The sequence below is a fragment of the Sphingobacterium sp. CZ-2 genome (assembly GCF_004526235.1).
Taxonomy (GTDB): domain Bacteria; phylum Bacteroidota; class Bacteroidia; order Sphingobacteriales; family Sphingobacteriaceae; genus Sphingobacterium; species Sphingobacterium tenebrionis.
In genome coordinates this window covers 1,850,815-1,875,958 of the sequence record NZ_CP038159.1, presented here as the reverse complement: position 1 = coordinate 1,875,958, position 25,144 = coordinate 1,850,815, and the positions used below count along the sequence as shown (strand labels likewise).

The 25,144-nt window shown below is 40.8% G+C and carries 24 protein-coding genes; 6 read left to right on the top strand and 18 right to left on the bottom strand.

What is annotated here, in order from left to right:
- Window positions 1-133: 133 nt before the first annotated feature.
- Together E3D81_RS08310 and E3D81_RS08305 are read right to left on the bottom strand one after the other, a co-directional pair.
- Window positions 134-1,774: a DUF6377 domain-containing protein gene (locus E3D81_RS08310; protein ID WP_167554261.1), complete on the bottom strand. Its 1,641-nt coding sequence runs from the start codon at window positions 1,772-1,774 to the stop codon at window positions 134-136.
- 14 nt (window positions 1,775-1,788) lie between these two features.
- The gene (locus E3D81_RS08305) at window positions 1,789-2,202 is read right to left on the bottom strand and encodes an RNA-binding S4 domain-containing protein (protein ID WP_134777101.1); all 414 of its coding nucleotides are present in this window, start codon (window positions 2,200-2,202) and stop codon (window positions 1,789-1,791) included.
- Between the two features lie 63 nt (window positions 2,203-2,265).
- On the opposite strand from E3D81_RS08305, the gene E3D81_RS08300 reads away from it, so the two are divergent.
- The 5 genes from E3D81_RS08300 to brnQ all read left to right on the top strand — a co-directional run bounded on the left by E3D81_RS08300 (window position 2,266) and on the right by brnQ (window position 6,447).
- Window positions 2,266-3,090 (top strand): 2,3,4,5-tetrahydropyridine-2,6-dicarboxylate N-succinyltransferase, encoded by an 825-nt coding sequence (locus tag E3D81_RS08300; protein WP_099367706.1) that lies wholly within the window; start codon window positions 2,266-2,268, stop codon window positions 3,088-3,090.
- 7 nt (window positions 3,091-3,097) lie between these two features.
- Window positions 3,098-3,679: an L-threonylcarbamoyladenylate synthase gene (locus E3D81_RS08295; protein ID WP_134777100.1), complete on the top strand. Its 582-nt coding sequence runs from the start codon at window positions 3,098-3,100 to the stop codon at window positions 3,677-3,679.
- A gap of 1 nt (window position 3,680) precedes the next feature.
- Complete coding sequence (locus E3D81_RS08290; protein WP_134777099.1) at window positions 3,681-4,160, top strand: DUF4920 domain-containing protein; 480 nt, start codon at window positions 3,681-3,683, stop codon at window positions 4,158-4,160.
- 72 nt (window positions 4,161-4,232) lie between these two features.
- Entirely contained in the window at window positions 4,233-5,072 is an 840-nt protein-coding gene (gene folP, locus E3D81_RS08285) for a dihydropteroate synthase (protein WP_134777098.1), read from the top strand.
- 43 nt (window positions 5,073-5,115) lie between these two features.
- Window positions 5,116-6,447: a branched-chain amino acid transport system II carrier protein gene (gene brnQ, locus E3D81_RS08280; RefSeq protein WP_134777097.1), complete on the top strand. Its 1,332-nt coding sequence runs from the start codon at window positions 5,116-5,118 to the stop codon at window positions 6,445-6,447.
- A gap of 163 nt (window positions 6,448-6,610) precedes the next feature.
- On the opposite strand, the gene metG is transcribed toward brnQ, so the two are convergent.
- Window positions 6,611-8,677 carry a methionine--tRNA ligase gene (metG, locus tag E3D81_RS08275; protein WP_134777096.1) on the bottom strand — a complete coding sequence of 689 codons (2,067 nt, stop codon included), beginning with the start codon at window positions 8,675-8,677 and terminating at the stop codon, window positions 6,611-6,613.
- A gap of 113 nt (window positions 8,678-8,790) precedes the next feature.
- Between metG and E3D81_RS08270 the strand changes: the two genes are divergently transcribed.
- A complete protein-coding gene (locus E3D81_RS08270; RefSeq protein ID WP_134777095.1) occupies window positions 8,791-9,186 on the top strand; it encodes a DoxX family protein in 396 nt (131 codons plus the stop codon).
- Between the two features lie 175 nt (window positions 9,187-9,361).
- Here the strand turns inward: E3D81_RS08270 and E3D81_RS08265 are convergent, their stop codons facing one another.
- From E3D81_RS08265 to E3D81_RS08195, 15 genes are read right to left on the bottom strand one after another with little or no spacing between them, the layout of a single operon-like run.
- Complete coding sequence (locus E3D81_RS08265; protein ID WP_134777094.1) at window positions 9,362-9,829, bottom strand: ABC transporter ATPase; 468 nt, start codon at window positions 9,827-9,829, stop codon at window positions 9,362-9,364.
- A gap of 10 nt (window positions 9,830-9,839) precedes the next feature.
- Complete coding sequence (locus E3D81_RS08260; RefSeq protein ID WP_134777093.1) at window positions 9,840-10,382, bottom strand: DUF420 domain-containing protein; 543 nt, start codon at window positions 10,380-10,382, stop codon at window positions 9,840-9,842.
- Window positions 10,383-10,384: 2 nt separating this feature from the next.
- Window positions 10,385-11,107, bottom strand: a complete 723-nt coding sequence (locus E3D81_RS08255; RefSeq protein WP_134777092.1) for a photosynthetic protein synthase I — start codon at window positions 11,105-11,107, stop codon at window positions 10,385-10,387.
- A gap of 14 nt (window positions 11,108-11,121) precedes the next feature.
- Window positions 11,122-11,496, bottom strand: coding sequence for a cytochrome C oxidase subunit IV family protein (locus tag E3D81_RS08250; RefSeq protein WP_099367715.1), 375 nt, complete (start codon window positions 11,494-11,496; stop codon window positions 11,122-11,124).
- 30 nt (window positions 11,497-11,526) lie between these two features.
- Window positions 11,527-12,264, bottom strand: a complete 738-nt coding sequence (locus E3D81_RS08245) for a cytochrome c oxidase subunit 3 (protein WP_099367716.1) — start codon at window positions 12,262-12,264, stop codon at window positions 11,527-11,529.
- Window positions 12,265-12,273: 9 nt separating this feature from the next.
- A complete protein-coding gene (locus E3D81_RS08240; protein ID WP_245153317.1) occupies window positions 12,274-12,876 on the bottom strand; it encodes a heme-copper oxidase subunit III in 603 nt (200 codons plus the stop codon).
- A 5-nt stretch (window positions 12,877-12,881) separates the two neighbouring features.
- On the bottom strand, window positions 12,882-13,787 hold the full coding sequence (gene cyoE / locus E3D81_RS08235) for a heme o synthase (protein WP_099367717.1): 906 nt from the start codon (window positions 13,785-13,787) through the stop codon (window positions 12,882-12,884).
- An 18-nt stretch (window positions 13,788-13,805) separates the two neighbouring features.
- Window positions 13,806-14,864 (bottom strand): COX15/CtaA family protein, encoded by a 1,059-nt coding sequence (locus E3D81_RS08230; RefSeq protein ID WP_134777091.1) that lies wholly within the window; start codon window positions 14,862-14,864, stop codon window positions 13,806-13,808.
- Window positions 14,865-14,916: 52 nt separating this feature from the next.
- The gene (locus E3D81_RS08225) at window positions 14,917-16,791 is read right to left on the bottom strand and encodes a cbb3-type cytochrome c oxidase subunit I (RefSeq protein ID WP_180268513.1); all 1,875 of its coding nucleotides are present in this window, start codon (window positions 16,789-16,791) and stop codon (window positions 14,917-14,919) included.
- Window positions 16,792-16,816: 25 nt separating this feature from the next.
- Complete coding sequence (locus E3D81_RS08220) at window positions 16,817-18,148, bottom strand: cytochrome c oxidase subunit II (RefSeq protein ID WP_099367720.1); 1,332 nt, start codon at window positions 18,146-18,148, stop codon at window positions 16,817-16,819.
- A gap of 41 nt (window positions 18,149-18,189) precedes the next feature.
- Complete coding sequence (locus tag E3D81_RS08215) at window positions 18,190-19,425, bottom strand: quinol:cytochrome C oxidoreductase (RefSeq protein ID WP_099367721.1); 1,236 nt, start codon at window positions 19,423-19,425, stop codon at window positions 18,190-18,192.
- A gap of 19 nt (window positions 19,426-19,444) precedes the next feature.
- On the bottom strand, window positions 19,445-20,095 hold the full coding sequence (locus E3D81_RS08210) for a c-type cytochrome (RefSeq protein ID WP_134777090.1): 651 nt from the start codon (window positions 20,093-20,095) through the stop codon (window positions 19,445-19,447).
- On the bottom strand, window positions 20,067-20,603 hold the full coding sequence (locus E3D81_RS08205; protein ID WP_099367723.1) for a DUF3341 domain-containing protein: 537 nt from the start codon (window positions 20,601-20,603) through the stop codon (window positions 20,067-20,069). The genes E3D81_RS08210 and E3D81_RS08205 overlap by 29 nt, the downstream gene beginning before the upstream one ends.
- A 7-nt stretch (window positions 20,604-20,610) precedes the next feature.
- The gene (nrfD, locus tag E3D81_RS08200; protein ID WP_134777089.1) at window positions 20,611-22,092 is read right to left on the bottom strand and encodes an NrfD/PsrC family molybdoenzyme membrane anchor subunit; all 1,482 of its coding nucleotides are present in this window, start codon (window positions 22,090-22,092) and stop codon (window positions 20,611-20,613) included.
- A 28-nt stretch (window positions 22,093-22,120) separates the two neighbouring features.
- Entirely contained in the window at window positions 22,121-25,132 is a 3,012-nt protein-coding gene (locus tag E3D81_RS08195; RefSeq protein WP_099367725.1) for a TAT-variant-translocated molybdopterin oxidoreductase, read from the bottom strand.
- Window positions 25,133-25,144: the final 12 nt, after the last annotated feature.

Below are 25,144 nucleotides of genomic sequence, written 5' to 3'. Positions count from 1 at the left end.
CCAAAGTTAAGCAAGGAATAAGCTGATATTACGAAATGGTTAAGGCTAATTTTAAAAAAGTAAACGAAGTAAAGCAAAAACCACTATCAGTCAACAAAATAGATGTTTTTACAGAGAAAAAAAGTAACCCATTTTAAGGTTGAATCGTCATGTTTCCGATCTCTTTGATGCGTTCATCGAAGTCTTCTTTGGAACCAATGACCTTATTTTTCACTTTCACGCGGTAGTTGTAAACCGTTCTTAAGGAGTACCGGAGGAACTGGGCAATCTTGGTGGAATCAGAAATTCCCAAACGAATCAAGGCAAAGATCCGAAGCTCGGAATTCAACAATTCGTCAGGTTTGAGGATGATCTGTTCCTCAGATTTCAATAGTTTATTGAACTCTTGTATGAAGGTTGGATAAAGACTCAAAAAGATCACATCAAAATGATGGTAGAGGTCTTCCAGTTCCGTTTTGATGTTATCCTGGGATTTCAATTCTTTGGTCAGTTCATCGTATTGTTTACTGGAAAGCTTTTTGAGCATACTTTTCCGATTATAATCCAGTTTTTCAATATAGGAGGAGCACAGTTCAAAAAACTGCGCCATATATTCTTCCTTGACCAGGTTGGCTTCCTGAAGATCATCATTAACCTTCAATAACTCGGCATTCAGTAATTGGAGTTCGTTATTTACTTTATTCAGATCCTTTCGAGCTTCCTTTAAACGCTTCATCTGCAAATAAACAACAATCAGCACCAAAAGCAACAAGGCAGACATGATACTGATGGTATATAGGAAGGTAGTAAGCTGTTTTTTCCTAGCTTGTTCCTTTTCCTGAAAGGCCGAATTGATGATCGGATAAAAAGAGGAGTTTTCAATGGTTCGGTACCTCACATTACAGAACAGGGCATCTTCCATGGCCTCCTGAATAAATAGATAGGCCTTATCAATATCATTTTTTTCAAAATATACCAAAGCAAGACTCTGTAAAGAGGCATTATCCTTCACGGAATTCTTGATGTCGGTAATCGCTGAAAGCCCAAAATAATAGATCTGCTTTTCGCGATTTGAGCGCATCTTATGTACCAGCCCCAATAGATAGGCAATTACGGCCCTTTCATGTTGGGGTTCTTCATACTCACTCAGTAATTTTAGAAAAGTAGACTCTGCGCTATCCAGGTTATTGCGAAATAGATCCCTGGTCGCCATAATCAAGCGATGGTCCAAAGAGTTTTCAGGAATAACCGACAATAGGGAGTCCCGGTAGATCTCGCTTAAGGTGAAATAATGATTATAATTAGTACTCTGACCGTAATGGGAATAAAAGTCGGAATAGGTACGATAATAATCGGCCAACAATTCATCGGCTAATCCTTTCCGGTGGATCTGCTTCAGGATATCATTGGATTCAATAAACCGACCGGCCGATGAATAAAGCCCCGCCAATTGGATATGGGATTGGTTCTGTTTAAATACATCATTCAATTCATTGGCCAATTGCAGATTCTGATTGACATAATAGATCGCCGAATCCATCTGATAGGTAAGAAAAGCCTTATATAACTTCAAATGGAGGTCATAGCGGGTATTGATACTTTTGGTATTGCGCAAAGCCTCTTTGATCTGAAAGATATCCTTCAATTTAACGCGTTCAAATTCCATTTTCCGGGCAAGGGTATTCTGCAATTCCCTTTCCACCGAATCGGTAGATACGGATACGGCATTATCATCGGCAAACAATAGCTTGCCCATGGATAACATAACCCATAAAATGAATATTCGTAATAACATCAGGTAATAATTGTCTATTTATCTTCTTCTTCGTTTTCCCACCAATCACTTTTCAGGTCATCGATCTCCCGACGGTCTTTTTTGGTTGGTCGCCCAGTACCTCGATCTCTTTTCAGGACCGGTGCATGGAATACGGATTTGAAACCATAGGTTTCTTCCACCGGTGTGTGATCTTCGTAAAATTGAACCGCAGTCTTGGCATCTACCCTGCGCTCCAAAAGGCCGGTAACTAAGATAACCTTTCTTTCGATTCCTTTTTGTATGCTGTATTGATCGCCTACTTTCACCACCGCAGATGGTTTTACGTTCTGCCCTTTCAATTTGACACGTCCTGCTTTGCAGGCTTCCGTAGCCAAACTCCTGGTCTTAAATAAGCGAATTGCCCACAAATATTTATCTATTCGTAATTTCTCTTTCTCTTCCGCCATAATAACAAAAATAGGGATAGTTTCTTATATTTGTGCCTAATTATTATAAGTTCAGCAATCATTATGACAGAAATAAGCAACCTGAAAAAACTAGTTGAAGAAGCTTGGGAAAACAGACAATTATTAGAATATAAAGAATACTTTGAAGCGATCGCTTTTGTGATCCAAATGTTGGATGAAGGAGATTTACGTGTAGCGGAGCCTGTTGGTGAACGTTGGCATGTGAACGATTGGATCAAAAAAGCGGTAATCCTTTATTTTCCGATCCGTGCGATGAAAGAGATCAAGAACGATCCTTTTGTTTACCACGATAAAATGAAATTGAAAACCAATTACAAGGATCTTGGTGTTCGTGTAGTACCTGGTGCTTCGGCAAGATACGGTGCATTCTTGGCAAAAGGGGTAATCATGATGCCTTCTTATGTAAATATTGGTGCTTATGTAGATGAGGGGACAATGGTGGACACTTGGGCTACGGTAGGTTCCTGTGCCCAGATCGGTAAAAACGTACATCTAAGTGGTGGTGTTGGTATCGGTGGTGTTCTAGAACCTGTTCAAGCTGCTCCAGTAATCATAGAAGACAATGTGTTCGTTGGTTCTAGAGCTATTGTGGTAGAAGGTATCCGTGTGGAAGAGGAAGCAGTATTGGGTGCAAACGTGGTATTGACGGCATCTACTAAGATTATTGATGTTTCTGGTCCTGAGCCAGTAGAATATAAAGGTTATGTTCCTGCACGTTCAGTCGTGATTCCAGGTTCTTATACCAAGAAATTCCCTGCGGGAGAATATCAGGTACCTTGTGCCTTGATCATCGGACAACGTAAAGAATCTACAGATAAGAAAACCTCGTTGAACGATGCCTTACGTGAGCATAACGTAGCGGTTTAATTTATTCATGAACAGAGCATTTATCGATAGGGAGGATCTCCATCAGGCTTTAGAAACCTTAAAAGCTGGAGGGATCATCTTATATCCTACGGATACGATCTGGGGTTTAGGCTGTGATGCTACAAATCCGGAAGCGGTAGAAAAGATCTTTGCCTTAAAGGGCAGGGATAAGGGTAAGAGCATGATTGTATTGTTGGCCAATGATAATCAGTTGCAAAGTTATGTGAAAGAAGTTCCGGAAGTTGCTTATGAATTGATCGAGGCGAGCGATAAGCCATTGACGATCATCTATTCTGACGCAAAGAATCTGGCTGAAAATGTGATCGCAGAAGATGGGAGTATTGGTATACGTATCGTCAACCATCCCTTCTGTGAGCAGTTGATCCAACGGTTCCGAAAGCCTATCGTTTCTACCTCGGCTAATATCAGCGGACAACCATCTGCAGGAACTTTTGATGAAATTGACCCTGAAATTAGAAAAGCTGTCGATTATGTTGTTAAATTTGGACAAGACAACCATGCGGAAGGTAAAGCATCGACCATCATGAAGCTTGATCCAAGTGGTAAATTTGAATTTATTAGAAAATAATATGAAAAAATTACTAGCCATTTTTGTTGCTGTATTCGCGATGATCAGTATCAGCCAAGCGCAACAAGCCATTACACCTGCCAAAGTCGGTGTGAACTACGGAAAGAAAATCGATAAAAAAGGAGCTATTTCTGTAAAACAATTAGAGCAATCCTTTGCTAAGGCCGAATCTTTCAATGGAAAGATCGAAGGCGAAGTGGTTCAGGTATGTAAGAAAAAAGGATGTTTCCTGACCATCAAACGTGCTGGCGATCAAGAGCCGATCATGGTTCGTTTCACGGATTATTCTTATTTTGTACCTGAGGACTTGGTTGGAAAGACCGTAGTTGTTGAAGGGAAAGCAAAAGTTAAAGAAACAACGGTAGAGTGGCAAAAACACTATGCCGAAGATATGGGAAAAAGCAAGGAAGAGATTGCGAAGATTACTAAGCCACGTAAAGACATCTCTGTTGTTGCAGATGGTGTTTTAGTTGTAAAGTAAACCTAAAAACCTTATTTTGGAGGCTGTAAATGAAAATTTACAGCCTTATTTATTTTTAAAATCCCGGCATTAATGTCTATTTTCCAAACTTCTAGCTGTCAAACGATTCAGATCAATGGTCAATTGATGGATTTCAGTAGGCCCAAGATCATGGGGATATTGAATGTTACGCCAGATTCTTTTTTTGATGGCGGGAAGCATAATGGTTTAGATGAAGCTTTGCGACATACGGAGCGTTTGCTTTCCGAAGGTGCAGATATCATCGATCTAGGTGCGTATTCGAGCCGGCCTGGAGCAAAGGATATATCTGCGCAGGAAGAGATGGACAGGGCCATCCCTGTTATTGAGGGCATTAGGAGCGAATTTCCAGATGCGATTATTTCGGTGGATACCTTTCGGGCAGAAGTAGCAAGAGCTAGTGTACAAGCGGGAGGCCATATCATCAATGATATTGGCGGCGGGACCTTAGATCCCTTGATGTTTAAAACCGTAACGGAATTGCAGGTCCCTTATATTTTGATGCATATGCGTGGAACACCTTCCACCATGCAACAGCTAACGTCGTATGAAGATGTGGTCAATGATGTGGCAGTGCATTTGGGAAATGCGGTGGCTCAATTACGTGCGCTTGGTGTGAAAGATATTATTTTGGATCCAGGATATGGCTTTGCCAAAACCGTTGAACAGAATTATGAACTTTTGATGCGGGTGGACCAGCTTCATTATTTTGGTTTACCGATCTTAGGTGGTATTTCGAGGAAGTCCATGATCTATAAAAAATTGGACCTGAAACCGGAGGATGTATTACCAAGTACCATCGCATTGAATACCTTATTATTGGAAAGAGGCGTTCAACTCCTTCGTGTACACGATGTGAAAGAAGCTAAACAACTTATTGATTTATTTTTCTGAAGAACCTTTATTTGATTGATTATTTTTACTAAACCCCTATATTTTGAAAAGAACTAGAGACATTATCACCATTGGTTTTGCCTTATTTGCCATGTTTTTTGGCGCCGGAAATTTACTTTTGCCTCCCTATATCGGGCTTCAGATCGGAGATCATGTTGGGATAACGATATTAGCCTTTGGTTTGACCGGGATATTATTGCCTTTTTTTGGAATCCTTTCCATCGTAAATTCCGGTGAAGATTTTAATGACCTCGGTGGACGGGTGCATAAGAACTTGGCTCCTATCCTCGGATCAATCATCATGTTATGTATTGGTCCTATGATCGCTATTCCAAGAACTGCCGCCACTACTTTTGAAGTAGGGGTACTCCCCTCCTTTCCGAATGCACAACCCATCTGGACTTCCATCGCTTTTTTTGCCGTAACATGGCTATTGACCATTGCTCCCTCAAAAGTGGTTGATATCATCGGGAATTTCCTGACGCCTTTGTTATTGGTTTTGTTAATAGGTTTGATTGTAGTTGGTGTTATGAATCCAATAGCGGATTACAGCACTTCGGCATTGAGCACTGCCGAGTCGTTTACCCTAGGTTTTATTGATGGTTACCAGACCTTGGATGTATTGGCGTCTGTGATCTTTGCAGGAATAATAATCATGGCTTCTAAGGCAAAAGGTTATAAGGATATTAAATCGAAGAATTATGTGGTGATTGCTGCAGGTGCTTTGGCAGCTGTTTGCCTGTTCATTATCTATGGTGGATTGATCTACTTGGGTGCGACCTCTGGGATTTCGGATCCGGGCATCAAACGCTCTGAATTACTGATCTATATTTCTAGGTCGATATTGGGCGATTATGGCACCATTGCCATTGCGATTAGTATTGCCCTGGCCTGTTTGACCACTGCTATTGCCTTAACCTCGGCCATCGGAACCTTCTTTTCCGAATTAACAGGAAATAAATTGGGCTATAAATTGTTGGTGACCATATGTTGTGTGGTTTCCTGTGTCCTGTCTATTACCGGCGTGGATAATATCATCAGTTTTGCCTATCCGATATTGAGTTTTGTGTATCCAATTGTGATTACACTGGTAATTTATTATGTGTTTTTTGGAGCTTTTGTGAAGAGTAAATTGCCTTATAGGTTGGCATTGGCGGCATCAACGTTGATGGCTGTAATTGGTTTGCTGAAGCAATTTAACCTCTTGGGAGATGGGATAATCGATAAATTGAATCATATCCCGTTTTTTGCGTATGATCTGGGCTGGGTTGTCCCTTCTTTGATCGGTTTTGTGATTGGGATCTTGATAGCAGGCTTAGGAAATTCAGCTGATAGCGACTCCCCGTCATTGCAAGGAGGCAACCCGTCGTCGTAGGGAGGTTACCCGTCATTGCGAGGAGGCACGACGAAGCAATCTTAACATTACAATCTCAAACCTACAAGGCCCCATAAAAAATGTCATGCTGAGCGAAGTCGAAGCATCTGTACGCCATTAACGAACAGATGCTTCGACTTCCCTCAGCATGACAATACCCCCCCTATCTCACAATACTTCCAGCAGAAACCTCCGAAATTGGATTTACAAAATCCAATCTTCCATCCGCATCCTCTGCCATCAGAATCATCCCTTGGGATTGTATTCCTTTTATCTCTCTAGGCTCCAAATTCACCAAAATACTCACCTGTTTACCAACAATCTCCTCAGGCGTAAAGTGCTCCGCGATCCCAGATACCACCGTCCTCTTATCTATCCCCGTATCAATAGTCAACTTCAACAACTTCTTGGTCTTCGCCACCTTCTCAGCGGTCAAAATTCTTCCAACCCGAATATCCAATTTCCCAAAATCATCAAAACTGATATTTGGTTTTTGTGATGCCTTAGGAGCTGCTAAAGCATTTTGCGCTTTTGCATTCGCCAATTTCGTCAATTGAAACTCCACCTGCTCATCCATAATCTTCTCAAACAACAATTGTGTCTCTCCCAATAAATGACCATTGGCTAATAAATCCGCTTTACCTGCATCTTCCCAAGATTTTGCAGACAGGTTCAACATTTCAAAAACCTTTGTACTGGTAAAAGGTAAAAATGGCTGTCCCATCACCGCTAGGTTTCCAACAATCTGAGCAGCTACAAAAAGCACAGTCTTAACACGCTCTTCATCGGTTTTAATAACCTTCCAAGGCTCTTCATCAGCCAGGTATTTATTTCCTAAGCGGGCAGCATTCATAAAGGTTGCCAAGGCTTCACGGAAACGGTATTGCGATAGGGATTGTTTGATCTGCGCAGGAATTTTTGCCAACTCATCCAACACCTCCTGATCAGCTGCAGTCAATGAAGAACCCATTAAAACCTTACCATCAAAATATTTATGGGAAAGAACCATAACCCGGTTCACAAAGTTTCCAAAAATGGCTACCAATTCATTGTTCACACGTGCCTGGAAATCCTTCCATGTAAACTCACTATCGGAGGTTTCCGGAAGAATGGAAGTCAGCATATAACGCAGTTCATCCTGTTTGCCAGGGAACTCTTCTAAATATTCATGTAACCAAACCGCATGGTTTCTGGATGTCGATAATTTATCCCCTTCTAAATTCAGGAATTCATTGGCTGGAACATTCTCCGGTAAGATATATTCCCCATGGGCATGTAAAATCGCTGGGAAAATAATGCAGTGGAAAACGATATTATCCTTACCAATAAAATGGATCAAGGTGGAATCATCTTCTGGGTTACTTTGCTTTTTCCAGTAATCTTCCCAATTCTTACCTTCATCGATTGCCCATTGTTTGGTGGCAGAAATATAACCGATTGGTGCATCCAACCAAACATATAATTTCTTGCCTTCGGCTTCCTCCAAAGGAACATCAACCCCCCAATCCAAATCGCGTGTCATTGAACGTGGTTGCAATCCTGATTTCAACCAAGATTGGCATTGTCCAAACACATTGGATTTAAGTTCATTCTTCTTTCCTTCGATCAACCATTTCTCTAACCAAGGTTGGTATTTATCCAATGGAAGGTACCAATGCTTGGTTTCCTTCAATATAGGCGTTTTACCGCTTAGAGTAGACTTTGGATTGATCAGATCGGTTGGGTTCAAGGAAGTACCACATTTTTCACATTGGTCGCCATAGGCGCCTTCATTGTGGCAATGTGGACAGGTTCCCACGATATAGCGATCCGCCAAGAACTGATGAAATTCCTCATCATAATATTGCTCTGAGAAACGCTCAATAAATTCTCCTTTTTCATAAAGATTCAAGAAGAATTCCTGCGACAATTGATGGTGGATCGGCTCCGAAGTACGGTGATATATGTTGAAAGAGATCCCGAACTGCTCGAAACTCTCCTTGATCTGCAGGTTGTATTTATCAATGATCTCCTGTGGAGTAACGCCTTCTTTTTTGGCTTTGATGGTAATGGCTGCACCATGTTCATCAGAACCACAGACATAAACCACATCCTTTTGGTTCAAACGTAGAAAACGGACAAAAATATCTCCGGGAATGTATGCACCGGCCAAATGACCGATATGCAATGGACCATTAGCATAAGGTAATGCTGATGTTATGGTATAACGTTGTTTGCTAAATATATCCAAGGTTTGTGTGTTTTTAATGAATTCCAACAAAATTGTCGGCTAGCAAAGATACAGCAAATTGCCAAAAAAAATGTATATTGTTCTAACCAAAAAAGCACTAATACATATTATACATGCGAAATTCAAAGATAGATATCGGTTTACTAATTATCAGGTTAGTCATTGGGGCAAGCATGATCGCTTTCCACGGATTACCGAAATTAATGGGTGGTCCTGAACTATGGACTAAGATTGGAGGATCTATGAGCAACTTGGGCATTAATTTCATGCCTACCGTATTTGGGTTTTCAGCAGGCTTGGTGGAAAGTCTAGGCTCTGTCTTTTTGATGTTGGGACTATGGACCAAACCAGCGTCCATATTTTTGGCACTTACGATGTTGGTAGCCGCTCTAAATCATTTGGCGAAAGGGGATGGATTATCCGGCGCTTCCCATGCTTTGGAATTCATGGCCGTATATATTGCCTTTGCCATCATGGGGCCTGGAAAATTAAGTATCGATAAGAAATAAATAACCCCAACGTATATTATCAATTTTCTTGGGCTTGTTTCCCACCTATAACTTCAAAATATGTTTGAATTAAGGGTGCAATCGTGGTTTAAGTAAGCTTAAAGCAGGATTAAAGTACGAGGCAAGTATATAAAACATACATTTTACATACTTTTAGTATACTTTCAGTATGCTTTTACACCGAAGCAAAAAAAACAGAGGCATGCCAACTATCCTTTAATGGGACTTCCCATTTGCTGGAATAATCGTCTGCGGTTTGAATCAAGTTATTGAAAACGATGGTCTCCTGCCCTACTTCACCTTCCTTACACAAGGAATCAAAAACTTCACGTGAAACAAGTTGTATATTACCTTCTGTATCACGGTAGGAGATCAACATCCTATTGAATAGACCGATATTCAATTCCTCTTCCAATTCCTTCAATACCCGAACCGATTTATCAATGGAGCATCCGGTCACTTGCGCCATGGCCTCATCAACCGTAAAAACAATAAATAAATTGTATTTGATTTCCGCTTTCCCAGCTAATTGACTCCCATGGGCAGTCCATTCCTTCACAAATCTATCCAACTTCTCCTGTGCCAGTTCATGCTCAGGTTGGGTAAAGAAACGATCAGCTTGATAAATCCATATCTTTTTCATGTTATTCTCCTTAATGTGCGTAATAAGGGGATATCATCAGGTAAACAATAACACCTGTACCAGCTACATATAACCACATTGGATAGGTAATACGGGCTAATTTTTTATGGCGTTCATAGGCTCCTGCAATCCCTCTTACAAAGGTAAATAATACAAAAGGAATAATAACCACGGATAACACGATGTGTGTCACCAGAATGAAATAATAGATGTATCTAATAGTTCCCTCGCCGCCAAATTTGGTAGATTCTGAGGTCATATGGTAGGCCACATACATCACCAAGAATAAGGATGAAAAGACCATACATAATTTGATCAGGTTCTCGTGCAACTTGATGTTACCCCGTTTGATTGCAGAAACAGCAACCACCAAAGTAACTGCAGTAAGGCCGTTGATAGTGGCATAAATTGGAGGAAGGAATCCTAATGGTTTTACATCATAACCCATTTTTGGAAGGTTGATCCCAAACAGGGCAGCTACGGCAAGTGGGATAATGATGGACAAAGCCCAAATAATCCCTTTATATTTTTTTTCTTCTTCAGTCATTCCCATGATTACTTTCTTTCTACTTTTAATGGTGAGTTTCTGATTTCTTCTACCACCTGCACTTTTACCTCATCTTCTAAGCGATCTATTTCTGAGCGAAGGCTAATGTCGTAGATACCACGGATCCGTTTTTTAGAATCGATCAAGATGATCTGGTTGCTGATGACAAACTTGTTTGGATCCCCATCCACCCGCATAGCCTCCAATAACATCCGCTCTCGAGCATATTTAAAAATGTCGGTGTTGGGTTGGTTAACGACAAACCAATTGGGGTTTCTATCCTTGCTGTAAGGCGCAATTGCCTCCTCCATTACTTGTTGACTATCGGTAGAATCCACATCAATGGAAAACAGCTGAATCTTCGGATTGTACTTAAAACGGGTAGCAATGGTATTGACATCGTGCAGCAATTGCTTCGATAGTCCTTGATCCTTGCCATAGAATAGATGAGCTACGGTAATAATCGTATCAGATTCCAGAAACCTAACCGGTTTATTATCATAATTGATGAAATCCACTTCGGTAAGCTGATGGAAAACAGTATCGGGAATTTCACGACCCATCACCCTGTTCATCTTACCAGAAAGGTGTTTTTCACCGAATACTGGTAGCTTAATGTACTCATTGGAGCCCATTTTATTAACCAGTATATATAAAAATCCTGGCACAAATAGAACGAGTGCCAGGATAATTAATTTCGATATATTCTTCGAACGAGTATGTTTACTCATTTCAAATATGCTTATTAATGAGGGAAAATTGGTTGATGTGTGAAAGAGTCATTCAAGTGACCGCCTTCAATCAACATTAAGATAATGAAGTATATGATAAATAAGAATACAATACTACAAGTGATGATGAAACCTGATTTTTCAAATTTCAAGTGCATAAAGAAGGCAACAATGTAAAATGCTTTCACCAATGTTAAGATGATGTAGATTACATTCACCAAAGTTCCTTTTTGAAGGATACCCCAGTGGTGTACAAATCCTAATGCGATTAAGAACTCTAAAGCAGTTAAAGCTAATAGAACAAAGAATACGGACCAGATACGTTTTTTATCCATTCCTTCGCCATGCGCGTGCGCATCGTGGCTTGCTATATGATCGTGATGACTCATTTTCGTTAGTTTAAATGTTGAACCCTAAAATTAGATTAAGTAGAAGAAGGTAAATACGAATACCCATACTAGATCGACAAAGTGCCAATAAAGACCTACTTTCTCAACCATTAAATACGTTCCTCTTCTTTCGAAGGTATTGTTCAACGTCATAGAAAGAACGATGATGTTCAACAAGATACCAATCGATACGTGGAATCCGTGGAAACCTGTAATGGTAAAGAAAAGGTTAGAAAATTGAAGGGCTGCTGTATAAGAAACCTCTTTGGTAAAATAAGGGCTCAATGCTTGTACGATAGCATTATCGTCCGTTAATCCAGTAGCTGGGTTACGTCCGAACCAGAATCCTTGATGGTGCAAGTGGCTCCACTCGATAGCTTGACAGCCAACAAACATTAAACCTCCTAAAATAGTCCATAACATCCATTTTACCACCTCTTGTTTCGAGTTTCGGTGTCCAGCTTCTACGGCTAGTACCATGGTCACGGATGACATGATCAAGATAAAGGTCATGATACCTACGAAAACCAATGGTTGTCCTGATTCTGCGATACCTGGGATAGATTGGAAAATCTTATCGGCATCGATCCATGTAGGCTGTGCAAATTTCTGAGCACCATAATAAATCAAGAATGCAGAAAATGTAAAGGCATCTGATACCAGGAAAAACCACATCATGATCTTTCCATACTCTAAATTCCAAGGTGATTTACCTCCGCTCCAAGGTCCCTCTTTTACCTTATCCAATTGCGATACTGTTGTACTCATTGTTTACTGTTATTGATTCAAAAGTAAGAAAACATATATATAAATCCATAATAGGCCTAGAAAATGCCAGAAAATTGAGGCAATTTCCATCCGGAAAATATTGTTGCCAAGGGGGATATTTTTCATGGCCCCTATCAGACAACGCGTCAACACCAAAATTCCGGCTATGATGTGCGCTAAGTGGAAACCTGTAAAGACGTAAATAAACGACTGTGAGGCATTCGTATTGGTAAATGTGATCTCACGGCTGAATAAAACGCTCCAAGCTTCCAATTGAAGGAAAAAGAACACCACACCTAATAGGATAGTGGCAATCAAAAAGATTTTCTGTTTTCCAAGGTCATTGTTTTTTACTGCTTTAAAAGCTAGGTACATCGTTAAACTGCTGATGACGATAGCGGCAGTACTATAAATAAATACATAAGGAAGAATTGTTTTGATACCTTTATCCACCCCACTATTCGTATACACGATAAACCCACTTGAAAAAGCAGCAAACATCATGAACATACCGATCATGCCCAGGTAAAGATTGAATTTCTTCGCCTTTCTTGATTTCTGTAGTTCTTCGTTTAGCAATTCTTGCTTATCCATTGCAATATTTAATTCCATTGTTTTTAAAAAGGTTTAAAATCTAACAACAACAACAACTGTGTTATTGGTAAGTAAGCGAAAGAAGTAAACATGATCTTCTTTGCTGTACTCACTTCCATTTTAACCAAATGCTGATACCCATACCAGGTAAACAGCAATCCGCCCAATACGGAAACTGTAGTGAATACCCAGCCTCCAATCCCATAGTACATAGGCAATAGTCCTACAGGCACCATTAACAGCGCGGATATAAAAATAAACCAAGCTGATAACTTATCTTTTTTCGTTGTCGGTAATAACCGGAAACCTGCTCGCTTATAATCCTCATCAGAAACCCAAGCAATAGCCCAGAAATGTGGAAACTGCCAGAAAAACTGAATAGCGAATAAAACCAAAGGAGTGATTACGATAGCCTGCTCACTCACCTCTGCATAGGCCAATCCGAATCCCGCCGATTTAAACGCTGCATAATACCCAATTAATGGAGGTAAAGCTCCAGGAATTGCGCCTACCCATACCGCAATTGGCGATTTCTGTTTCAGTGGGGTATAAACAAATGCATACAGGAAAATGGAAAACACGGAAATCAGACCTGCGATAAAGTTAAGATTCACCAAAACCAAGGTTCCGAATATTCCCATGAACAAGCTTAAGATCAAGGCTTGTCCAGTAGTCATCCTTCCGGCAGGAAGTGGTCTATCCATGGTGCGTTTCATTAATTTATCCAGATCTTTTTCGATGATCTCGTTAAATCCATTTGCAGCACCAGTAACCAAGAATCCACCGAATGTAAGCAATGCCCAGTTATACCAGATGATATCTCCTTGTTGGGTAGCTCCTATCAAAAAGGAGATAGAGGCCGAAAAAACTACGGTCAGTGTAAGACGTAGCTTCACAAGTTTGTTAAAATCTGAAATAAACTCTTTCATAATCAAAATAATTCCCAACTAAGCACTGGCAAGCACGGGCTTTGGCTTACTCAATAATAACAAAAGATAATACTGAGCTCCGACGAACAGACTCGCCACCACTAAATGCGTTGTTTGTGCAAAAGCAGGAACATGAAACCTTGCTAATATAATCCCTGACAACATTTGAATACAAACCAATACCACTGCGATCAAGGCATAACGGTATTGAACCGTTTGGAATAAACCTGTGGATTTTATCTTAAAATACAGGTACAACGTAATGGCTAAGGTTATATAGCCCAAAATACGATGTATATGATAAGCAGATCCAATAGAATCTATCCAGTTCTCCCGTTGAATGGCTTGTTGGTTAAGATGATCGATGATCTCCCTAACATCGGTTCCAAAAACTACTTGTATTACCAACAGAATAATGGACACTAAAGCCCAGATTCTTAAACTTGGTTTTACATTTGCCTTTAGGATCGTTCCATCTCGTAATGTTTTCGCCCAAAAATAGGTGTGAATGGCAATACAGACAATCACTAGTGCAAGTAACATGTGGATGGTAATCACCCAAGGGGTTAAGTTAGTGGATACAACGATAGAGCCTAACCAGGCTTGTATCACAACGACAATAAGATTAAGAACGCTCCATATTGCTATGGCCTTTTTCTTTTTCCAATAGGTAAAGGAATAAATAGCGGTAAACAGCATGAAAAATCCGGCTGTTACACCTGCTAATCGATTAACGTATTCCGTCCAGGTCTTTGCGGCATTGAATTCTTCATGAACCAATATCGATTCATCATGACGAATCTGATCGGCCAATTCCTTGTATCCAAAGAATTCAATCATTTTGGCAAATCGTTCGTTCTTTTTAACCCTTCCTTCTACATAATGTTGCTCATAGCCTGCTGGCAATTGCGAAACATCGGTAGGTGGAATGATACGGTTAAAACACTTAGGCCAATCCGGACATCCCATGCCCGAACCTGTACTCCTAACGATTCCTCCTGCTGCAATAACAATGAAAAGAACGAAAATCGTGATCTTATTTATCCGAATAAAATGCTTTTCAGCTGATGGATACATGGATCTCTCCTATTACAAATTATAATCGAATAAAGAAGAGGTAGGTATGAACCTACCCTTCTATTTCTCTATCGTGCTCGCGGTTGTACGCTTTTTGAGCAGCTATACCCTCTTCGTTTCCTTCCCAATCATGTAGCAAGTTAGAGCTCATGGTTTGAGAGTGTGGAACTGTTTGAGGAATAAAGTCTTCATCATGACCTGGCTTAGAGTAGTCATATGGCCAACGGTACACTGAAGGGATTTCTCCTGGCCAGTTTCCGTGGATATGTTCTACCGGAGTAGTCCACTCTAAAGTATTGGATTTCCAAGGGTTTTGAGGCGCACGTTTTCCACACCAGATCGAAGCGAAGAAGTTCCATAAGAACGCTACTTGACCTACAGCAGAAACGATCGCTGCCCATGTAACCAATAAGTTTACAGATACCCATTTCTCCATGAAAGGGAATTCGGTAAATGCATAGTAACGACGAGGTACCCCATCGATACCCATAAAGTGCATTGGGAAGAATACCAAGTAAGCACCGATAAATGTTAACCAGAAGTGGAAATAACCTAAACGCTCATCCATCATTCTACCGAACATTTTCGGATACCAGTGGTAAACTCCAGAAAGCATACCGAAGATCGAAGCAGAACCCATTACCAAGTGGAAGTGGGCAACTACGAAATACGTATCGTGTAAGTTGATATCTAATGTTGCGTTACCTAAATACAATCCTGTCAAACCACCAGATACGAAGAATGATACCATACCGATAGCAAACATCATCGCTGGAGTGAAACGGATATTACCTCTCCATAGGGTTGCAATATAGTTGAACGCCTTTACCGCAGAAGGAACCGCAATGATCAACGTGGTGATCATGAAGACACCTCCCAAGAAAGGACTCATACCTGTAACGAACATGTGGTGACCCCATACGATAAAGGATAATACCGTAATACCAACTAAAGAGTAAACCATCGCATGGTAACCGAAGATCGGTTTACGAGCGTTTGTAGAGATTACCTCAGAAGTTAAACCTAATGCAGGCATAACTACGATATATACCTCAGGGTGACCTAAGAACCAAAATAAGTGTTGGAATAAGATTGGTGAACCACCTTCATTAGGAAGGATCGTACCACCTACTACTAAGTCTGATAGATAGAAAGATGTACCTACTGAACGGTCGAAGAATAATAATACTACCGCAGAAACTAATACTGGGAAGGATAATAAACCTACGATTGCCGTTAAGAAGAAAGACCAGATAGTCAAAGGCATCTTCCAAAGTTCCATACCTTTAGTACGCATGTTCAATACGGTACTGATGTAATTAACACCACCTAATACCTGTGAAGCGATGAACAAAGTCATACTCACTAACCACAAGGTCATACCAAGACCGGAACCAGCGATGGCGGTCGGTACGGCAGAGAGTGGCGGATAGATGGTCCAACCGGCAGACGCAGGCCCACTTTCGATAAAGAAAGAAGCAACCATGATAACACAAGCTACAAAGAAGAACCAGTATGATAACATGTTCATCAATGGAGATGCCATATCACGTGCACCTAATTGGTAAGGAATTAATAAGTTACTGAATGTTCCAGAAAGACCTGCTGTTAATACGAAGAATACCATCATGGTACCATGGATCGTTACTAACGATAGGAAGAAATCTGGTTTAATACGTCCACCTTCAGCCCATTTACCTAAGAATACTTCTAGAATAGGGAATTCTTTGTCAGGCCATGCTAGTTGGATACGAAATAAAATCGACAGTACCATGGCGAAAACGGCCATAATAATACCTGTGATCAAAAACTGCTTTGCAATCATCTTGTGATCTTGACTGAAGATATACTTCGTCAAGAACGTCTCATGATGGTGACCATGATCATCGTGATGAGCTGCGTCGTGCGATATAACTGTAGTTGACATATGCTATTTTATATTCTCTATTCTATTAATTGATTGAAGCAGCAATACGAGTTTCCTTCGTATCATCACCATGAAGTTCTGCAAACTCTTTCTGTACATCTTCTGTAAAGAATTTAGCCTGCTTGCTTAACCATTCACTATATTCAGCCTCGGTTACCACGCGAACGTTCTTCTGCATATTGTAGTGTGAAGCACCACAGATCTTAGCACAAAGCATCACGTAGTTGTATTGAGGATCATTCATCTTATCACGCATCTCTTCCGTAGTTACAGTTGGAGTAAACTGGAAGTAGTTCGTCATACCAGGTACAGCATTGATCTGTACGCGGAAATCAGGAATATAGAACGAGTGAATAATGTCTTTAGAAAGAATATGGAAACGAACTGGTCTGTTAACCGGAATTACGATCTCATCTCCTTTGATATCATCCCATGAGGATTTATCATTGAAATCGATACCATAACCGTTCAATGGAGTTGTCATTTTGAAATTACGTTTTCCGATTACTCCATCCGTTCCTGGGTAACGAATTGTCCATTGGAACTGCTCACCTAACACCTCTACCTGTAAAGCTGATTTCTTAAGCTCTTCAGGAATGTTGGTGATCTTACGCCAAGTAAAGAAACCGAACAATACCAAAACAGTCAATACAACTGCTGGTACAATCGTCCATAAACGCTCGATAGCATCGTTATGTGGATAGAAATAGGCTTTACGTTTAGCGCGCATTCTATAAAGGAATGCGAAACCTAATAATAGGATGTGAACCAATACCAAAACAACGGTAATAATTACAGTTGTGATGATGAACATGGTATCTACGTCTTTACCATGCTCGGTAACCGCTGGTCTCCAAGACCAATCTCCCCATACTGCATAACCATAGTAAACAAAACCTAAGAAAGCCACCAAGAAAACCAAGAATAAAACAGCTTGGATTGTATTGTTAGCTAAAGGATTGTAAGTACCATTTACGCGTTTTGTAAGGGTGTAGATAGAATGTACTTTACCAATTACAGCAAAAACTGCACAGATGACCAAGAAGAAAAGGATATAGTAAGTCAAGTTTTTGTAAACCTGAGGATCAATAACTTTTACTTCTTCTGGTGTAGTGGTTGCCGTAGGTGTAACGGAATTCGAAGGAGCAGCAGCCGCTACGGTATCAGTCGTAGTTGCTGTTGCTGTTGAATCTGTCGCTACAACCGCAGAGTCCGTTGCTACGGCAGTTTGCTCAACTGGAGCTGCCGCTGCAGTAGTATCTTGAACCGATGCTAAAGCAGGTGCTGCAAAGAAGAGATTAACTGCTAATAATCCAGCAAACAAGGACTTAAATCTTGTATTAATTTTAAACTTCATTTCTTATAAGACGTTTGAACGTAATTTCAAGTAATTCGCTATTATATCTGATGATGTAAACTCTCATCCAAGAACGGATGATGCTTAGGTGCCAGAGCATGTTTGCTCAATTTGGACATCACTAAGAAAGTAAACAATCCTACAAAACCAATGGCAGTACCGATCTCCACAATACCGAATCCACGGTGGTTTTCAACAGTACCTGGCATAATCATGATGTAATAATCTAACCAATGTCCTAACAATAACAAGATCGCTACGAACAACATCATGTTCAATCTACGTTTTGCGTCACGGTCTACCAATAATAATACAGGCGCCACAAAGTTAATGATAATGTTAATCCAAAACCAAGGCTTGTATTCAGGTTCCCAACGTTTGTAGAAATAAACTGTTTCCTCTGGAATGTTAGAATACCAAATCAACATAAACTGTGCAAACCAAACGTAAGTCCAGAAAATAGAGAAACCGAACAATAATTTACCTAAATCATGTAGGTGGTTCTCATTAACCCAGTTCATATAACCAGCTTTCTTCAATAATACTAAGATCACAATGATTACAGCTAGTCCACTTACCCACATTGCTGCGAAGTTGTACCAACCGAACATGGTCGAGAACCAGTGTGCCTCTAAGGACATGATGGTATCGAAAGACCAAATAGGTGTTGTGAAACCAAAGATTACTAAGAAAATAGCTGATAATTTAAAGCTTTTCTTATAAGATGTAAGTCCACCTTCTAAATCTTCATTGTATGACAATTTTGCTAAGATAAAGGCGAAGATCGCGTAGCTACCCATGAACAGGATCTGACGGATCAAGAATCCCGGAACGTTCAAGAAAGCGGCTTTACCGGCTACCAATTTATCATAGTGCGGGCTGTTAGGATCTGTTAATCCTTCAGCATGCCAGTGGTGGTAAAGGTTATGCGTTGTTAAGCCTAAGCCAACAATAACCAATAAGATGATTGAGGCGATTGGAAGTACGCTTGCCATAGCCTGAGGGATACGTAGTAAACCTGCAGACCAACCTGATTGAGTTACCATCTGTAATGCAACGAAGAATGCTCCTGCTGCACAAACACATGTAAAGTAATAACCCATCAATAATAAATTGGCATATGTACGCTCAACCATGATATGGTCACTGGATAGTAAGCCAAATGCAATAGCGGCTATTCCTACAACGATAGCAACCAAACTCAGGACCTTAGCGATCCCTGCGAATTGAAATTGCTCGCTGAAATTATAATCGTGATGATGATTGTGAGTTCCCATTTATATTATCGATGTTAGATTATTTTTTTTGTAATTCATGTACGTACATTACCACTCTCCAACGCTCATCTGGAGTCAATTGAGATGCGTGTGAACCCATCGCGTTATATCCATAAGTAATGGTGTGGAATATTTGACCATCCGAAAGGTCAGCCATAACCGTACCTCTAGTCGATTTAGCTCCAGCGGATCTGTGGAATGATGGTGGCGGAGGGAATTTCTCCAATTCACGCTCTCCACGAGAATCATTAACTTTTCTATCTTTTGTCAATTGACCATCTCCATTCCCATCTTTACCATGACATACTGCACAATAAGTTAAGAATAAAGCTTCTCCTTGTTTCAGATTTTCATCTGTCATCGCTAGAGGGCTTTTAACTTCTAAACCAGCTTGGGTATATCCTTCAGTGGTATTTGGATATTCAAAACGTACAAATCCGATAGGATCTGAACCTGTTGGTGGTAATTGAGCTGTCTTGTTATCTTTAAAATTCGGGTTTGGCTGATCCGGGTTGAAAGCAAGCGGTTCATACATATTGGGCGAGAATTCCCATCCGGCACTACGCGTTGTTCCATCCCCGCAAGCAGAAACGACCGCTGACAAAGCGACAGCTACACATACAGTTCCAAGAAAATTCTTCTTATTCATAACTAACATATTTTCTTTCATTGTATTTAACTTCTACTGCGCCAGCTTCTTTCAATAGGTTATCGATCAAACCATGGTCAGTATTCTCATTAGCATCAATTGCAATAATAAAACGGTCATCCGTTGCTCTTAAGTCCATAACACGTGGTGCGCGTCCTGGAAACAAATGGTTACGGAAAAAGAACGTAGCTACCATACCCAACGCACAGATCAAGATGGTAACCTCAAACGTTACGGGTACAAAGTTTGGCAACGGCATTGATGGTTTTCCACCAATGTTCATCGGCCAATCATAAGCCATTGTATAGAATAATAAACTAAATCCTAATATCGTTCCGGTGATACCGAAGATAAATGCTGCAATTGGTAAACGTGATGGCTTTACACCTAATTTAGCTTCAATACCGTGGATAGGCATTGGTGTGAAACAATCGTAAATGCTAATGTTATTCGCTTGCAACTTATCGATCCCGTGCATCATTTCATCAGGATCCGCAAAACTTCCTAGTATATATTTTGTATTGCTCATTGCTAAATTATTTTTTTCTTAATGCCTTAATGTCCTCTTCAGTTACTGTATCGTACTTTTCCAATGAGTTTCTGAAGTATTCCACTTGGTCCTCAGGGAATGCACCTTCTTGAACAAGTTTGGTTTTCTGTTGTAAACTCGCACTCTTCAACAACAACTTAACCTCTGCAATCGCAATACCTGGAAGGAAACGAAGGAAAAGTAAGAATAACGTGAAGAATAGACCGATGGATCCAACAAAGATACCCACGTCAACCCAAGTTGGGTAGAACATTGCCCATGATGATGGTAAGTAGTCACGGTGCAAAGAAGTAACGATAATTACAAAACGCTCAAACCACATACCGATGTTCACAATGATCGACAATACCCAAGAGATTGGAATACTTGTACGGATCTTTTTGAACCAGAATAACTGTGGAGAGATTACGTTACAGGTCATCATCGCCCAGTAAGCCCATGCATAAGGACCAGCAACACGGTTTGCGAATGCATACATCTCATATTCAGAACCAGAGTACCATGCAATGAATAACTCGGTCAAGTAAGCAATACCTACGATAGAACCTGTTACCATGATGATCTTGTTCATCGACTCGATGTGGAACATGGTAATGTAGTTCTCGAAGTTCATTACTTTACGTAAGATCAACAATAAGGTCTGTACCATGGCGAAACCCGAGAAGATCGCTCCAGCAACGAAGTATGGAGGGAAGATCGTGGTGTGCCATCCTGGAATTACAGAAGTTGCAAAGTCCATGGATACGATGGTGTGTACCGAAAGTACAAGTGGTGTGGAAATACCGGCTAAGATCAAGGATACGATCTCAAAACGTTGCCAAGTTTTCACTGATCCGTTCCATCCGAAAGAAAGGATAGAGTAGATTCTTTGTTTTAAACCCGTAGCACGGTCACGAACAGTTGCAATATCCGGTAATAAACCACAGTACCAGAATACTAAGGATACCGTGAAATAAGTGGAGATTGCAAAGGCATCCCATACTAATGGAGAGTTAAAGTTCACCCAAAGTGATCCGAATTGGTTAGGAAGTGGGAAAATCCAGTATGCTAACCAAGGGCGACCCATGTGAGCAACAACGTAAGTTGCGGCACAGATAACGGCAAAGATTGTCATCGCCTCAGCCGATCTGTTGATGGAGTTACGCCAGTTCTGACGGAATAATAATAATACTGCGGAGATCAACGTTCCGGCGTGACCAATACCTACCCACCATACGAAGTCGGTAATATCCCAGGCCCAGCCTACTGTTTTGTTCAATCCCCAAGCGCCGATACCTGTCCAAAACGTGTATCCAACACTCACTACCCATAACATTGCTCCTAATGCGGCAACCGTAAAACCGATCCACCAAGCTTTGTTGGGCTTATTCTCAACCGGAAGTAAGATATCATCTGTGATTTGTGCGTAGGTGATATCCTTGCCGGTAATTAATGGTTCTCTTAATATTGATTCGTTATGCGATGACATAGTTTTTTAATTTCAGTCTAGAAAAAAATTAAGCTTCAAATGTGTTTCTAACCTTCGTCATGTAACCAATATTTGGTTGAACGTTGATTTCTTCCAATACGTAATAAACACGTTCGTTACGTAATGCTTTAGAAACTTCTGACTCCGGATCGTTTGCATCTCCAAAGATGATAGCATTGGCAGAACATGCTGCTTGACAAGCCATCTTAATATCTCCGTCTTTTACTTTACGGTTTTCGATCTTCGCTTGTAATTTACCAGCTTGGATACGTTGGATACACATTGAACATTTCTCCATAACCCCACGAGAACGTGTAGTTACATCAGGATTCAATACCAATTGCGTGAATTCATTGTTCAGATAGTTATCAAAACGAGAATCATTCCAGTAGTTGAACCAGTTGAAACGACGTACTTTGTATGGACAGTTGTTCGCACAGTAACGTGTTCCGAAACAACGGTTATAAGCCATGTGGTTAAGACCTTCAGATGAGTGTACAGTAGCTAATACCGGACATACCGTCTCACAAGGTGCGTGCTCACAGTGTTGACATAGCATCGGCTGGTGAACAACGGTTACACTTTCGTAATCCATGCCGTCAGCTTTTGCAATCTCTTTCTCTTTTGTTAAAGAAGCTTCTCCATTTTCTAGGGTATAGTAACGGTCGATACGCAACCAGTGCATTTCACGACGACGGCGAACCTCATCGCGTCCTACTACTGGGATATTGTTTTCTACGTTACATGCCACGATACATGATCCACATCCTGTACAAGCGTTCAAGTCGATCGCCATCACCCAACGGTGACCCGGTTGTTCAAACTTGTTCCACAAGTCATAAGTTTGGTGCGTATCTGCGAAACGACCAGATTCTGAGTTAGGATCTTTCAAGTATTTAGCGAATGAAGTTTCGCGAACGATGTTACGTCCTTCAATCGTGTGGTGTGTTTGTGTTTGAGCTAATTCGTAGATGCCTGATGCTTTGGAAACTGTCGCTTTTGCAGACAATTGGATAGTTCCATTAACCAGACTAGCAAATGGATAAGCATTCACCCCTACCTCATTACCTGCTTTACCTACTTTCGTACGGCCGTAACCCACAGCTACTGAAACAGTACCTCTTGCTTGACCTGGTTGCAAGATCACAGGAAGATCTACTTTGTAGCCATTCGCTTCAACAGTAACTTTTCCTGTTTCTTTAACTCCTAATTCCTCCGCATCAACAGGGTTGATGGCAGCATAGTTGTCCCAAGTTACTTTGGATACCGGATCAGGCAATTCTTGTAAGTAAGCATTGTTTGCATAACGACCATCTCTTAAGGTAGTAGATTCGTATAATTTCAATTCTACACCGCCAGAAACGCGTTTGCTATCATTTACGATAGCTGCAGCAGCAGCATTTACATCAGCGTTTGAAGCATAAGCAGATCCTGTAGTTGATCCTTTGTAAACAAAACCTTGTTGTAATACATCTTTCCAAGCTTTTCCAGTACCTGCAAGGATAGTGGTTTCCCAAGTTTCTTTTACGAAATCATGAATGGATTTGTTCACACCTGCCCAAGTCAATAAAGATTGCTCTGCTTGGCGGGTGTTGAAAACTGGGTTGATCGTTGGTTGGATGATCGTGAATAATCCTTCTTTTGCTGATGCATCACCCCAAGCCTCTAAGAAAGTACAATTTGGAGCGATCGCTTTCAATTCTGATGCTGTTTCATCAGCTCTATCAGCGAAGGATACCGTATAATCTACTTTCGCAATTGCTGCTTTTGCATCTTCTGCTTTGAAGTAGTTATATACTGGGTTACTGTTTAAGAAGAAGGCCACTCCTACTTGTCCAGCTTTTGCTGCTGTCAAGAATTGTTGGAATGCGGCATCCGAACCTTGATATTGTTTAGAATAATTATCCAAATCAATAATTGATCCGTAAGCACCTAATGCCGAGTTGATCGCGTTGACCAATACTTGCGTATTGATATCGTTTGATCCTGCAACAACAACTGCAGCTCCTCTAGCTTTTACTAATTCAGCAGCAGCTAATTTAAGGATAGTGGTTGCTTTCGCATTAGTAGTACCTCCCGCGATGGAAGATCCTGTGATGGCATTGTACAAGCCGATCAATACTGCTCCTTCTTCAGAAGGTTTGATCGCTGCACGAACGTCAGCATTCGAACCAGTCATCGATAGACCAGATTCAAATTGGATATGGCGTGACATTTTACCACCTTTCAATGATTTATGGTCACGGTTTTTGATATAATCTTGAGTATGCTCCTCACCAGCTAACCAAGAACCCAAGAAATCTGCTGCAACGGATACAACAACTTGTGCATTGTCAAAATGGTAAGAAGGGATAACAGCTTTACCGAAAGAAGCTCTGTTTGCTTCGATGATACCGCTGTAAGAAACTGCATCAACCTGAACATGTTGTGTTGCAGGGTATTTAGCAGCAAGTGCAGCAATGGCAGCCAAAGTCGACGGACTGTTTACTGTATCCGAAACAATCGTGATCTGTTTTCCGGCAGCCTGTGCTTTATTCAATGCGTCTACAACCGCTTTATCCAATTGTGCCCAACTTACATCCTTGCCACCAATCTGTGGAGCCTGTAATTTAGACATGTCGTATAGATCAAGTACCGAAGCCGAAGTGCTCGCATCTGTACCTTGATTTAATCCAACAGCATTTGGGTTAGCTTCTAACGAGATAGGACGTCCTTCGCGTGTTCTAACGATTACACTCTGACCATTGAAGGATGAAGCGTAGAAGTTAGGAATACCTGGAGTGATTTCCTCTGGTTTGATCACATAAGGAACAGCCTTATGAATTGGCGTACGGTTACAAGCTGCTAATGTAACAGCTCCCAAACCGAAACCTAAAGCCTTTAAGAAATCACGACGAGGAGTCTTTGTACTTAAACCAGCTTCGTTTAACACATCTTCTACAGGAATAGACTCAGCAAACTCTCCCTTGCTTCCTTCAACAAAAGCAGGTGTTTGATTTAACTCTTCTAAGCCTTTCCAATATTTTTTATTGCTTTCCATTTAAGCTATATA